The following is a 12045-nucleotide window of genomic DNA, read 5'->3' as shown; positions in this document are numbered from 1 at the left end:
CGACATGGCCGAGGCCGCCGGGCGCCAGCGTGAGGCCGTTGACATGGTGTCCACCGCCTTCCATGAAATGGTCGCCACTGCCAACGAGGTCGCGCGCTCCTGCAGCCAGGCGGCGCAGTCGGCCGACAGCGGCCAGCAGCAGGCGCGCGAAGGCCAGCAGCAGATCGATGCCGCCGTCAGCAGCGTCGACCGCCTGAGCCACGAGATCGAGCAGTCGGCGCAGTCGATCCAGCAGCTTGAGCGCGACAGCAACGCCATCCAGTCGATCCTGGGCACCATTCGCTCCATTGCCGAGCAGACCAACCTGCTGGCGCTCAACGCCGCCATCGAAGCTGCCCGTGCCGGTGAGCAAGGGCGCGGGTTCGCGGTGGTGGCCGACGAAGTACGTGCCCTGGCCAAGCGAACCGCCGACTCCACGGCCGAAATCGACGGCCTGCTGGGCAACCTGGCCGGGCGCACGGCCGAGGTGGCGGCGCAAATGCACGCCAGCCTCGAAGTTTCGCAGCAATCGGTGAGCCGTATCGGCATGGCCCGCGACAGCTTTGGGCAAATACGCGAGTCGGTGGACGTGATCCGTGACATGAACACGCAGATCGCCACGGCAGCCGAAGAGCAGCACCAGGTAGCCGAGGACATCAACCGGCACATCAGCCAGATCCACGGCGATGCCCAGCTGGTGGCGGAACTGGCCCAGGCCGCCCGCCAGGACTCCGAAAGCCTCGCCGGCCTGTCCAACGAGCTGGACTCACTGGTGCGCAGGTTCCGTACCTGACGGCAAGAGCTTCGCGAGCATCGGGCCTGCACGTTCACGGGCTCGCGCAGCGCCGCACCCGGTAAGCCGCTACAGCTTCAACTCGCCCGGCGTGGCACCGAACAGCTGCTTGAAGGCGGCGATGTAGGCGGAGGTCGAGTCGTACCCGCAGCCCAGCGCCGCGTCAGTGACCGTGTGCCCCGCCTCGAGCGCGGTCAAGGACGACAGCAAGCGCATGCGCTGGCGCCAGTTGCGAAAACTCAACCCAGTCTCGCGCAGGAACAACCGCATCAGGGTCTTTTCCGAACACCCCAGTTCGCACGCCCATTGCTGCAAGGTCTGCGGCTGATCCGGTGTAGCAATCAGGCCATTGCACAGGGCAAGCAAGCCTGGGTGTTGTGGCAGCGGCAACGAAAACGCCACTTCCGGCAACGCCTGCAATTGGTCAAGCAGCACGGCGACCAGGCGCGCCTGCGCGCTATCGCCTTCGGGGTAATGCGCAGGGTACAGGCAGAACTGCTTGATCAGCTCACGGGCCAAGGGGGTCACTTCCAGTACACGACAACGCTCCGCGGCCCACGGGCAGGCATCGCGCCGTATATAGAGGCTGCGCATTTCGGCCCGCATCGAACTGGACACGGCATGCTCGGCCTGCGCCGGTATCCACACGCCCCATTGCGGCGGGGCGAAGTAGCTGCCTTCCTGGGTATACACCCCCAGTACGCCACTGATGGCATAGGAAAACTGCACCCAGTCATGTTGATGCGACGTCGTCCACGAGCCGGCCACCAGTCGCTCGGCGCGTGCATAGAGCGGTCGAGGCAGGCAATCGAGCGTTGGAATGGGACGAGGATGTCCGATGGCAGGCATGGCGATTTCTTATCATGATGATCAGCCAAGCCTACCAGCCTAAATGCCCTCGGCGTTATCCGACTCGATGTGCACCTTCGGTCACCCAGCCGGATGAACACCGACGCTCACCGCTCGACGATGACCGTAACGCCCTGCCCGCCTGCGGCGCAGATCGAGATCAGGCCGCGTCCTTGAGGCGCCGTGGACAGCAGCTTGGCCAAGTTGGCCAGGATGCGCCCACCGGTGGCGGCAAATGGATGCCCTGCCCCAAGTGAGCTGCCCTTAACGTTCAGCCGGGAACGGTCGATCGCCCCCAGCGGCGCATCCAGCCCGAGGCGCTCCCGGCAGTACTGGGCATCCTCCCAGGCCTTGAGGGTGCACAGCACCTGGGCTGCGAATGCCTCATGGATCTCGTAGTAATCGAAATCCTGCAGCGTCAGGTTGTTGCGGGCCAGCAAGCGCGGCACCGCATACACGGGCGCCATCAGCAGGCCCTCGCGGCCATCGACGAAATCCACCGCGGCTGTTTCGCCATCGACCAGATAGGCAAGCACCGGCAGGCCATGCTGGTCTGCCCACTCCTGGGTCCCCAGCAACACCAGCGAGGCCCCATCGGTCAGCGGCGTGGAATTGCCTGCCGTCAAGGTGCCCTCATCGCTGCGGTCGAAGGCCGGTTTGAGCTTGGCCAATTGCTCCAGCGTCAAGTCGGGACGCAGGTTGTTGTCCCGGGTCAGCGACCGAAAAGGGGTCATCAAATCGTCTTGCCAACCTTCCTGGTAGGCACGTGCCAGGCATTGATGGCTACGCAGCGCCAATTCGTCCTGCTCGGCCCGGCCAATGCGCCAGGTTTTGGCCATGCGTTCGCAGTGCTCGCCCATCGACAACCCGGTGCGTGGCTCTCCGTTGCGCGGCAGCGAAGGCTTGAGGTGGTGAGGCCGCAAGCCCAGGAAAGGCTTGAGGCGGTCACCCAGCGCCTTGCCCCGGTTGGCTTGCAACATCATCCGGCGCAGGCCTTCGCTCACGGCGATGGGTGCGTCGGACGTAGTGTCGACGCCGCCCGCAATGCCGCAGTCGATCTGCCCGAGGGCAATCTTGTTGGCCACCAGCAATGCCGCTTCCAGCCCGGTGCCGCAGGCCTGCTGAATGTCATAGGCGGGGGTCGAGGCCGACAGGCGCGAACCCAGCACGCACTCGCGTGTCAGGTTCATGTCCCGGGCATGCTTGAGTACCGCGCCTGCCACCACCTCGCCAAGGCGCAGGCCGTGCAGACGGTAACGTTCGATGAGCCCCTCGAGTGCGGCAGTCAGCATGTCCTGGTTGCTGGCTGTGGCGTACGCACCATTGGAACGGGCGAATGGAATTCGGTTGCCGCCCAGAATAGCGACCCGGCGAAGTGAGCGCATGCGCATGTTCCTCCTGAAACAATTTGATCCGTAGAGCCTAGGTGTTTTTGCCGCATTCGAACGACCTGGCCACAATCCTGGTCCACACTGTCAGACTTGCTTTCGGAGGACCCACCATGAGCGATCGCTACCTTGGTTTTGCCAACTCCAGCCTCGGCCGCAAACTTGTCGACAGCCTTGGCCTGCCTCGTCCAGCCACCCTGGAGCGCTGGGAAGCGGGCCGCATGCGGCCAGTGGACGGGCCGTTGGTCCTTGGCGGCGGCCCCTTGGCACGCCAGGTCGAAACACTCGCAGCGCGGTTGACCGACGCGGTTTACGGCTTCAACGGCCAAGGCCTCCAGTGCGAACCCTGGGTCGCTGGGTTGGGCCCCAAGATCAAGGCGTTGGTGTTCGATGCCAGTCACTTGTCCGACAGCGATGCGCTCACGCAGTTGCGCGAATTCTTCCAGCCGCTACTGCGCAACCTGGCGCCTTGCGCCCATATCGTGGTCTCGGGTCGCCCGCCTGAGGCCGTCGCCGACCCGATGGCCAGTGTCGCCCAACGTGCCCTCGAAGGGTTTAGCCGTTCGCTGGCCAAGGAACTGCGCAACGGCGCTACTGCCCAGTTGCTGTACGTGGGTGACGGCGCCGAATCTCAACTCGAAGGCGCGTTGCGCTTCTTCCTGTCGCCCAAGAGCGCCTTCGTGTCGGGCCAGGTGCTGCGCCTACAGCCCTGCCAGGCTCAGGTCGAGGACTGGACACGGCCGCTCAGCGGCAAGCGCGCGCTGATCACTGGGGCTGCCCGCGGCATCGGCGCCGCCATTGCAGAAACCCTGGCCCGCGACGGTGCCGATGTGCTGCTGCTCGATGTGCCCCCAGCCAGCGAGCAATTGCAGGCGCTCGCTGCGCGCCTGGGTGGCAAGGCGCTGGTCCTGGACATCTGCGCCGGTGACGCTGCCGAGCAGTTGCTGGCGGCATTGCCCGATGGCCTCGACATCCTGGTGCACAACGCAGGCATCACCCGTGACAAGACCCTGGCGAACATGACCCCCGAATATTGGGACGCCGTACTGGCGGTGAACCTCAAGGCTCCTCAGCTGCTGACCCAGGCCCTGCTCGATAACGGCGCGTTGCACGAGGACGCCCGCATCACCCTGTTGGCTTCGGTCAGCGGTATCGCCGGCAACCGGGGGCAATCCAACTACGCTGCCAGCAAGGCTGGGCTGATTGGCTTGGCCCAGGCCTGGGCACCGACGCTTGCCGAACAAGGCATCAGCATCAACGCAGTGGCGCCTGGCTTCATTGAAACCCATATGACGGGCGCCATGCCCATGGGCTTGCGCGAAGCGGGGCGACGCCTGAGTTCGCTCGGCCAGGGCGGTAAGCCCCAGGACGTGGCCGAAGCCATCGCCTGGCTTAGCCAACCTGGCTCTGGCGCCGTTAACGGCCAGGTGCTGCGGGTGTGCGGCCAGGCACTGATGGGGGCTTGAGCATGCAACGACACTGGCACGACCTGCATCAACCGGCCAGCCGCGCCAGCCTGTACCTGCGCGCAGCGGGCAAACGCCGCATCAGCGGTAATCAACTGCCCACGCACGGGCTGCGCTGCACCCTGGCGGTTCAGCCTAAGCAACTGCATGCCTACCGGCAGTTGTGCCGTTTCGTCGACGATGGCCGGCTGCCTGCTACGTACCCGCACATCATGGCGTTCAACCTGCAGCTGCAGTTGATGACCGCCGAGCAGTTCCCCTTTCCGTTGCTGGGCCTGGTCCACCTGCACAACCGCATCGATGTCATCCGCCCGCTTGGGGGCATCGAGTCGCTGCGCATGGCGGTTCATGCCGACAACCTGCAGCCCCACCCCAAAGGCGGAACCTTCGACCTGATCACCGAGGCGGCGGACGGTATTGGCGTGCTCTGGCGGGAAACCAGCCGCATGCTCGTGCGCGGGTTGAAACTCGACGGCAACCTGGCAGAGGCGGACGAGGGTCAGGCCAGCCACTTGCCTGAAGTCACGCGCTGGTATGCCGACAGTGATATCGGCCGCCGTTATGCCAGGGTCTGCGGCGACTACAACCCCATTCACCTCAGCGCACCCAGCGCCCAGCTGTTCGGTTTCCCCACTGCCATCGCCCACGGCATGTGGAGCAAGGCCATGGCCATGGCCGCGCTGCACGGACACTTGCCTCACAGTGGCTATCGGTTCGAGGTGGATTTTAAAAAACCCGTGCGTTTGCCCTCGGAGGTGGTGCTCAGCGCCAGCCAGGTCGGCCCTGTGGGTGAGCTGCGCCTGGACGGCCAGACGGACGTGGTACACATGCTCGGCCGCTGGGCCCGCTTGCAGGGCTGACTGGCGCATGCTGCGCCCCGTGCAGGGAAGCTTGCTTTGCAATGGCCCTGCGCGGAAGCTATGCGCCATGAGGAGAACCCGATGAACCTGCAAGAACTGACTCAACGCCTGCATCAAATCCGCGATACCAATGACTGGCAACGTTTCCACAGCCCAAAGAACCTGGCCATGGCCGCCAGCGTCGAAATGGCCGAGCTGGTTGAAATCTTCCAGTGGCTCAGCGAGGACGAGTCACGTCGCCTGCCACCCGAACAGCTGGCCCACGCCGGGCAGGAAGTGGGCGACGTCGTGCTCTACCTGTTGCTGTTGTGCAGTGAACTGGGGCTGGACATGGACCAGGTGGTCCGCGCCAAGCTGGCTGACAGCGAAAGGCGCTTCGCACGATGAACGACCGTCATTTCGATGAACTGGCCACCCGATTTGCAGAGAAAATCTACGGTGGCGCAAAGGGGGCGATCCGGCTGGCAGTCTTGCAGGCCGACCTGGCCGAAGCCCTGCCGGATCGCCCATTGCGCATCCTCGATATCGGTGCCGGCCTGGGTCACATGGCGCTATGGTTGGCCCAACGCGGCCACCAGCTTACGCTGGCCGAACCCGCCGAGCCCATGCTCGAAGGGGCACGGGCCCGCTTTGCCGAGGCCGGCCAGGCGGCAACGTTCATCCAGGCGCCCTGGCAAGCGCTGCTGGGTGAGCTGACCGAGCCCTACGACGTGGTCGTGTGCCACGCGGTACTCGAATGGCTGGCTGAGCCGGAAAGTATCCTGCCCGTTCTGCATCAACTCACAGCCCCCGGGGGTTGGCTGTCGCTGGCGTTCTATAACCGCGATGCCTTGGTCTACCGCAACCTGCTCAAGGGGCATTTCCGCAAGCTTCGCAGTAATCGCCTTGAAGGTGAAAAGCAGAGCCTTACCCCGCAGAAACCACTTGATCCGCGGGCGCTCAGGGCGCAACTTGAACCTTTGTGGCAGGTCGAAAGTGAAAGCGGCATACGTGTTTTCCATGACTACATGCCCAAGGAATTCCAGGACCGCGCCGAGCTGCTGGACGTGCTGGAAATGGAGCTCGCTCACCGCCGCCATCCGAGTTTCGCCGGCCTGGGCCGTTACCTGCATTGGGTCTGTCGCCCACGTTGACCTGCCGTGAGGAGCAAGCATGCCGTACCGTCTGTTGCCACTGGCCCTGCTGGCTTTGGTTCTGACCGGGTGCCAAGGGACCAATCCCTACGTCGCCAGCAGCCGCCCACTGCCACCGGCCCCGCCTCAGGCAGCGACCACGTTCGACGCAAGCGCTTATCCCGCACCTGCAAGGGACTACGGCCGCTACCGCAGCTGGAGCTGGCGTGACGGGCGCCTGCCCAGCGGTTCGGCCAATGCCGACCCTGCACAGCTGGCCGATGCCGTGGCCGCAGCGCTCGATCAGCAGGGCTTGCGCCCCGCCCGCAGCGGCGTTGGTGACCTGCTCGTCGGCGCCGATATCCGCCTGGAAAAACGCCTGCGCCAAGTGCGCGACTACGACAGCTACGACCCTTACCATGGGCCCTACGGCAACGTGGGCTATGGCGGTTACCGCAACGGATACGGGGGTTACGCCAGTGTTCCGGTCGTACGCACCTATCAGGTTGAGGTCATGGTAGTGCGCATCGACCTGTACGACAGCCGCAGCGGCCAGGCCATCTGGAGCGCAAGTGCCGAAAGCGGCAACGACCAGGGTTCACCGCGGGACCGTGAAAATGCCGTGCGCGACGCCGTGCGCAAGGCCCTCAGCGGCTATCCTCCCAGTTAACGCCTAACGGAGAATCATCATGTTGCGCCGCCTGTTACTCGTGTCGTTTGCGGCCTTGCTGGCTGCCTGCTCAAGCCATAACGTGCAGCAGGACTACGACGCGAGTCGTGATTTTGCCGCCTACCGCAACTGGGCCTGGCAGGAGCCCGGCCTGCAATATCGTCCTGACGATCCACGCATCAAGAGCGACCTGACCGAGCAGCGCATCCGCCAGGCGGTCAGCGACCAGCTTGATCAGCGGGGCCTACGCCCAGCGCCCCCTGGCACGCGTGCTGACCTCAATGTGCGCACCTACCTGATCGTGGAACAGCGCCAGCAACAGGTCACCACCAACTATGGCGGCGGTTGGGGTGGCTATTGGGGAGGGTACTGGGGCGGGCCGATGTACAACGAAACCCGCAGCGTCGACTACAAGGTCGCAACCATTCAAGTCGACTTGCTTGATGGGCGCGATGGCAAGCTGGTCTGGCGCGGCAGTGCCGAGCAGATCATGAACAACTACCCGCCAAGCCCGCAGGAACGCAACGAGGCTATTCAGAAAACGGTGGCTCAGGTGCTGGGCAACTATCCACCTGGCAGCAAACGCTAGCAGAGGCCCCGCAACAGACGACGACTGCGACAAAACCCATTCTCCCAACGCCTTTTCCTTGCGGCACACGGCCGTCACGCAGGTTCCGGTCTATCTTGACTAAGGAAACCTGACTGCACGGGTAAGTGTTCATCTACTAGGAAAGGCGACCTGTCGATGCAAAGCATTGTTCTTCTTCTGTGGCTTGCCTTGTGTACCGAACAGGATGTGCGCCAGCGCCAGCTCCCGGACCTGTTGACGCTGGGCGTAGCTGTAGGGGCCCTGCTGTGGCTGTTCGCAACCGGCCACACCTGGCTTGGCGCCGATCCCAGTTCGGCAGGCTGGGGCCTGGCCATCGTCATGCTGCTCACCTTGCCCGGCTACATGCTCGGCCACTTCGGCGCCGATGACGTCAAACTGATGGGCGCGCTGGCATTGGCCACCGGCACCGATCATGTGCTCGGGACCTTCATCGGGGCCGGGGTCGCGCTGTTGATCTGGCTGACCACCCGAAGGCGCTTGTGGACGCTGCTCAACCCCAAGGTGAAAAAACGCCTCCAGGCCTTGACCGAAGCCATGGGCGACAAGCAGGCATTCGTCCCCTACGTGCTGGCAGGCTACCTTCTGACAGCTGTATGGATCCAATGAAGAATCCAGCGGTCCCTAACCTTGTACACACCTTGTACAACTACGAGAGGTACGGCTACTTTTAATCTGCCAGAGCGTCTAGCCCGGGAGCAGGGCCGTATATTCACAGGGAGTTGATCGTGTCCAAACCTGTAAGTGAAATGAAAGTGCTGGTAGTCGATGATCAGCCAGTCATCGTCGAACAGCTATGCGAGTTCCTGGAAGCCAAGGGATACAGTTGCGTATCGGCACTCTCCACAGATGAGGCGGTAAAACGCTATGAGGCCGACCCCGCCATCGGTCTGATCATCTGCGACCTTCACATGCCCGGACGCGATGGCATCGAGCTGATGCGCGCCCTGAAGCAGATCGACGGTAGCCACCGCATGTTCGAAGCCATCATGCTGACCGGCCGTGCCGAAAAGCAGGACGTCATTCGGGCGCTGCGCGAAGGCTTTGCCGACTACTACCAGAAACCGATGGATCTCGACGAGCTGCTCGAAGGGGTACGCCGCCAGGAGCAGGTGCTGCAGGAACGTCAGCGCGACTTCCACGACTTCAGTGGGCTCAATCAGCGCCTGCAGGATCTGGCAGAGTCCGTCGACGAGTTGTATCAAGACCTGGAAAAAGCCCGCGGACAAGGGGCTCACCGGCGCGCCGGCGACATGGAGGAAGCCGAGGCCGAGCTGCCCTCGGTATTCGAAAAGCTGTCGCCACGTCAATTGGAAGTGGCGCGGCTGGTGGGCAAGGGCAAGACCAATTACCAGATCGCCTGTGAACTGGGTATCACCGAAAACACGGTGAAACTGTACGTGTCCCAGGTGTTGCGCCTGACCCATATGCACAACCGCACGCAACTGGCCTTGGCACTGACACCAGGCTCATCCCCGGTGAATCAACGGTTCACGGCGCACTGACAGGTGCCGGTGCCACGGCACCGGCACACCGCCATACTACTCATTGACCTGAAACACCACCCGCGCCGTTTCACCACTTTCGTCCAACGCACTCAACTCGGCCTGCCCTGCCTGCGGCAGGCGCACCATCAGGCTGTCCTGCCCTTGGGTTTCGCCCAGCGGTTGTCCATTGAGGAACCACCAACGCCGCCCACTACCGCCCAGCGCCGACACCGCCACTTGCAGCGGTTCCCCACTGGTGGCGGGGCGACGCAGATGGTCGCCAGAACGAATACCGACGATGGCCAGCGGCGGGGCACTGACCGGGCCTTGCGGTGGGCATGTGGGGTCCATGGCCGGTAGACGGGCAGCCCGCCGTTCAGTCCGAGGCAACCAGGGTTCCAGGGGGGCGGGCCACAGGGCCACCTCGCGCGCCTGAGCGCCTGGGCAATTGCTGTCCACGCGCAAGCCGCGGTCGTTGACCCAGATGTGTTCGCGCAAACCCAGGCCCAGCGGCTGATCGGCCGCCTGCAACGTGGGAGGAACAGTGCCGTCCAGGGTCCAGGCAAAACGCTGGCGCCTGCAATTGCCGTCCTGGCGGCTCATCGCCTGCCCCAGAGGCCAGCAGATCGCCGCCACCCCGACATTGGCAGGCGTTCGCTGCACCGGGGCCTCTAACCCGCGCTGGCTGTCCCGGTTGCTGAGCAGGTCGTGCACTTGCAGCATCAACGGGGCGGCCGAGGCCAGGCCGAACTGCCCGGCCACAGGGGTGCCGTCGGGCCGACCAATCCATACCCCGATCAGGTAGCGAGGGCCGACGCCAATCGACCAGGCGTCTCGAAAGCCGTAGCTGGTGCCGGTTTTCCAGGCCAGCTGGGGACGGCGTACCAGTTCGGCATGCGGGTCGCGGTCGGGCCGAGCCTGGCCGCTGAGAATACGCCGGATGATCCACGCTGCGCCCGGAGACATGAGCCGGTGCTCCACCAGGGGTGCCTGGGGCTGCAACCGCACCTGGGCGCTTCTACCCTCCCGGGCCAAGGCCGCGTAGCCACCTACCAGGTCTTCCAGACGGCTACCGGCACCGCCCAGGATCAGCGAAAGATTGGGCTCGGCCAACGGAGGTAGCGTGAGCGGCAAGCCGCCCATGCGCAGTTGTGCGGCGAAGCGCTTCGGGCCGTACGCTTCGAGCAGTTGCACGGCGGGCAAGTTGAGCGACAGGGCCAGTGCCGAACTCGCTGACACCGGCCCACTGAAGCCGCTGGAAAAATTGCCCGGACGGTAGTCACCGTAACGCCGTGGTACGTCCTGCAACAGCGACTCGGAATGAATGAGCCCATCGTCCATCGCCAGGCCGTACAGAAACGGCTTGAGCGTGGAGCCAGGCGAGCGCAACGCCCGCACCATGTCCACGTGCCCGAAACGCCGGGCGTCCGTGAGGTCGACCGAGCCCAGATAAGCGCGTACAGCCATGGTTTGCGCATCGACCACCAGGATGGCGGCAGACGTACGCTCCGGCAGACGCGCGCGCCATCCCAGCAGCAAGTCTTCCAGCCGGCGCTGCAACCCTGCATCCACGGTGGTACGGATCAACGGCGGGCTACCCGGGGTGTTCAGACGGCGGGCCAGCAAAGGCGCCAGTGCCGGCTCCTGACGCGGCGCCAGCACCAGCGGCTCTTCGGCCGCTTCACGCAGGCGCTGCTCGGGCCACACCTGATACTGCGCCAACCGTTGCAGCACCTTGTTGCGTGCGCGTTCGGCGCGCTCGGGGTGGCGGTCAGGGCGTAGCCGGCTGGGGGCTTGCGGCAGTACCGCCAGCAGGGCTGCCTCCGACGGCGTCAGATGCAAGGGCGACTTGCCCAGATAAGCCCAGCTGGCAGCGGCAACACCTTGCAAGGTGCCGCCGAACGGCGCGCGGTCCAGGTAAATTTGCAGAATCTCCCGCTTGGACAGGTGCCACTCCAGCTGCAGTGTGCGCCACAGCTGCCGCAGCTTGCCCGCCACGGTGCGATCATGGGGATCGAGCAGGCGTGCCACCTGCATCGACAACGTGCTGCCGCCTGACACCACACGCCCTCCCCGCGCGTTCAGCCACGCCGCCCTGACCAGGGCCATCGGGTTCACGCCCAGGTGCCGGTAGAACCAGCGGTCCTCGTACGTCAGCAACGCTTGCAGGTACAACGGCGAGACCTGCTCGGGGCTCACCGGATAGCGCCACACCCCGTCGGCATCGGCGAATCGCCACAACGGTGTGCCATCTTCTGCCAGCACGACCCGGGCCAGGTCGTCGGACGGCATGGGCAAAGGCCAGATGCGGTCGGCCAGCCACAGCAGGCCCATCAAGGCCACCACGCCAATCACCAGGGCACGCACTGCTTTGCATGGTCGCGATCGCCACCAGCGGGCTAAGCTTGGCATCGGGAACCGACCTGCCCTGAAAAGGGCCAAAGCACTGGAAACGGCAAGAACGCCGCCATGTTGATCAGGAAGCAACTATGCATGTAGAAGGTTTTTTCGAATGGCTGGGGCAAGCACTGGGATCGCTGATCCGCATCGTCGTCGACGCGCTGAGCGGGTTGTTCAACCTGTTGGCCAATGCCGGCGGCAATTTCGTCGATGGCCTGTCGCGCACCTTGGGCATGGACACCTCGCTGGTCAGCATCCTGGCCCTGATCGTTGGCCTGATGCTGCTGTTCTCGGCGATCCGCGCCTTCATGCGTGCCTCGATCATCCTAGGCATCATCTGGCTGGTATTGGGCCTGTGGGTAATGAGCTGGGTGATCCATTGAGTGGCCGTGCGACGAACAGGTGAAAGCCTCTGCTCGTCGCACAAGGCCTGC

At 64.3% G+C, this 12045-nt stretch carries 13 protein-coding genes; 10 read left to right on the top strand and 3 right to left on the bottom strand.

Annotated features, from left to right (window positions below):
- Positions 1–4 precede the first annotated feature (4 nt).
- Entirely contained in the window at positions 5–772 is a 768-nt protein-coding gene (locus ACF8R3_RS10230) for a methyl-accepting chemotaxis protein (protein ID WP_371921586.1), read from the top strand.
- A 69-nt stretch (positions 773–841) separates the two neighbouring features.
- Here ACF8R3_RS10230 and ACF8R3_RS10225 read toward each other — a convergent pair whose 3' ends face one another.
- Both ACF8R3_RS10225 and ACF8R3_RS10220 read right to left on the bottom strand, forming a co-directional pair.
- A complete protein-coding gene (locus ACF8R3_RS10225; protein ID WP_392515563.1) occupies positions 842–1621 on the bottom strand; it encodes an AraC family transcriptional regulator in 780 nt (259 codons plus the stop codon).
- A 107-nt stretch (positions 1622–1728) separates the two neighbouring features.
- Positions 1729–3006 carry an acetyl-CoA C-acetyltransferase gene (locus ACF8R3_RS10220; RefSeq protein ID WP_058638402.1) on the bottom strand — a complete coding sequence of 426 codons (1278 nt, stop codon included), beginning with the start codon at positions 3004–3006 and terminating at the stop codon, positions 1729–1731.
- Positions 3007–3122: 116 nt separating this feature from the next.
- On the opposite strand from ACF8R3_RS10220, the gene ACF8R3_RS10215 reads away from it, so the two are divergent.
- The 8 genes from ACF8R3_RS10215 (at position 3123) to ACF8R3_RS10180 (ending at position 9229) form a co-directional block, all read left to right on the top strand.
- Entirely contained in the window at positions 3123–4475 is a 1353-nt protein-coding gene (locus ACF8R3_RS10215) for a 3-oxoacyl-ACP reductase (protein WP_392515562.1), read from the top strand.
- A 2-nt stretch (positions 4476–4477) separates the two neighbouring features.
- Positions 4478–5335 (top strand): MaoC family dehydratase, encoded by an 858-nt coding sequence (locus ACF8R3_RS10210; protein ID WP_196126838.1) that lies wholly within the window; start codon positions 4478–4480, stop codon positions 5333–5335.
- Positions 5336–5416: 81 nt separating this feature from the next.
- On the top strand, positions 5417–5722 hold the full coding sequence (locus tag ACF8R3_RS10205; RefSeq protein WP_023535180.1) for a MazG-like family protein: 306 nt from the start codon (positions 5417–5419) through the stop codon (positions 5720–5722).
- Positions 5719–6468, top strand: coding sequence for a methyltransferase domain-containing protein (locus tag ACF8R3_RS10200; protein ID WP_058638401.1), 750 nt, complete (start codon positions 5719–5721; stop codon positions 6466–6468). The genes ACF8R3_RS10205 and ACF8R3_RS10200 overlap by 4 nt, the downstream gene beginning before the upstream one ends.
- Positions 6469–6487: 19 nt before the next feature.
- Positions 6488–7117: a DUF4136 domain-containing protein gene (locus ACF8R3_RS10195; RefSeq protein WP_078479162.1), complete on the top strand. Its 630-nt coding sequence runs from the start codon at positions 6488–6490 to the stop codon at positions 7115–7117.
- 19 nt (positions 7118–7136) lie between these two features.
- A complete protein-coding gene (locus ACF8R3_RS10190) occupies positions 7137–7706 on the top strand; it encodes a DUF4136 domain-containing protein (RefSeq protein WP_078479163.1) in 570 nt (189 codons plus the stop codon).
- A 156-nt stretch (positions 7707–7862) separates the two neighbouring features.
- On the top strand, positions 7863–8333 hold the full coding sequence (locus ACF8R3_RS10185) for an A24 family peptidase (protein ID WP_058605282.1): 471 nt from the start codon (positions 7863–7865) through the stop codon (positions 8331–8333).
- A 140-nt stretch (positions 8334–8473) separates the two neighbouring features.
- The gene (locus tag ACF8R3_RS10180; protein ID WP_392515566.1) at positions 8474–9229 is read left to right on the top strand and encodes a response regulator; all 756 of its coding nucleotides are present in this window, start codon (positions 8474–8476) and stop codon (positions 9227–9229) included.
- A 36-nt stretch (positions 9230–9265) separates the two neighbouring features.
- On the opposite strand, the gene pbpC is transcribed toward ACF8R3_RS10180, so the two are convergent.
- Complete coding sequence (gene pbpC / locus ACF8R3_RS10175; protein WP_078479165.1) at positions 9266–11623, bottom strand: peptidoglycan glycosyltransferase PbpC; 2358 nt, start codon at positions 11621–11623, stop codon at positions 9266–9268.
- 77 nt (positions 11624–11700) lie between these two features.
- On the opposite strand from pbpC, the gene ACF8R3_RS10170 reads away from it, so the two are divergent.
- Positions 11701–11994: a hypothetical protein gene (locus tag ACF8R3_RS10170; RefSeq protein WP_023535173.1), complete on the top strand. Its 294-nt coding sequence runs from the start codon at positions 11701–11703 to the stop codon at positions 11992–11994.
- The last annotated feature ends 51 nt before the right edge of the window (positions 11995–12045 follow it).

This window comes from Pseudomonas sp. FYR_7 (assembly GCF_043106155.1).
GTDB lineage: Bacteria > Pseudomonadota > Gammaproteobacteria > Pseudomonadales > Pseudomonadaceae > Aquipseudomonas > Aquipseudomonas parafulva_B.
This window is presented reverse-complemented; position numbering and strand designations above follow the sequence as displayed.

Bases quoted from the DNA above. Each gene is read 5' to 3' on its own strand.
- ACF8R3_RS10230 (WP_371921586.1), top strand. From the start codon at position 5: ATGGCCGAGGCCGCCGGGCGCCAGCGTGAGGCCGTTGACATGGTGTCC.
- ACF8R3_RS10225 (WP_392515563.1), bottom strand. From the start codon at position 1,621: ATGCCTGCCATCGGACATCCTCGTCCCATTCCAACGCTCGATTGCCTG.
- ACF8R3_RS10220 (WP_058638402.1), bottom strand. From the start codon at position 3,006: ATGCGCTCACTTCGCCGGGTCGCTATTCTGGGCGGCAACCGAATTCCA.
- ACF8R3_RS10215 (WP_392515562.1), top strand. From the start codon at position 3,123: ATGAGCGATCGCTACCTTGGTTTTGCCAACTCCAGCCTCGGCCGCAAA.
- ACF8R3_RS10210 (WP_196126838.1), top strand. From the start codon at position 4,478: ATGCAACGACACTGGCACGACCTGCATCAACCGGCCAGCCGCGCCAGC.
- ACF8R3_RS10205 (WP_023535180.1), top strand. From the start codon at position 5,417: ATGAACCTGCAAGAACTGACTCAACGCCTGCATCAAATCCGCGATACC.
- ACF8R3_RS10200 (WP_058638401.1), top strand. From the start codon at position 5,719: ATGAACGACCGTCATTTCGATGAACTGGCCACCCGATTTGCAGAGAAA.
- ACF8R3_RS10195 (WP_078479162.1), top strand. From the start codon at position 6,488: ATGCCGTACCGTCTGTTGCCACTGGCCCTGCTGGCTTTGGTTCTGACC.
- ACF8R3_RS10190 (WP_078479163.1), top strand. From the start codon at position 7,137: ATGTTGCGCCGCCTGTTACTCGTGTCGTTTGCGGCCTTGCTGGCTGCC.
- ACF8R3_RS10185 (WP_058605282.1), top strand. From the start codon at position 7,863: ATGCAAAGCATTGTTCTTCTTCTGTGGCTTGCCTTGTGTACCGAACAG.
- ACF8R3_RS10180 (WP_392515566.1), top strand. From the start codon at position 8,474: ATGAAAGTGCTGGTAGTCGATGATCAGCCAGTCATCGTCGAACAGCTA.
- pbpC (WP_078479165.1), bottom strand. From the start codon at position 11,623: ATGCCAAGCTTAGCCCGCTGGTGGCGATCGCGACCATGCAAAGCAGTG.
- ACF8R3_RS10170 (WP_023535173.1), top strand. From the start codon at position 11,701: ATGCATGTAGAAGGTTTTTTCGAATGGCTGGGGCAAGCACTGGGATCG.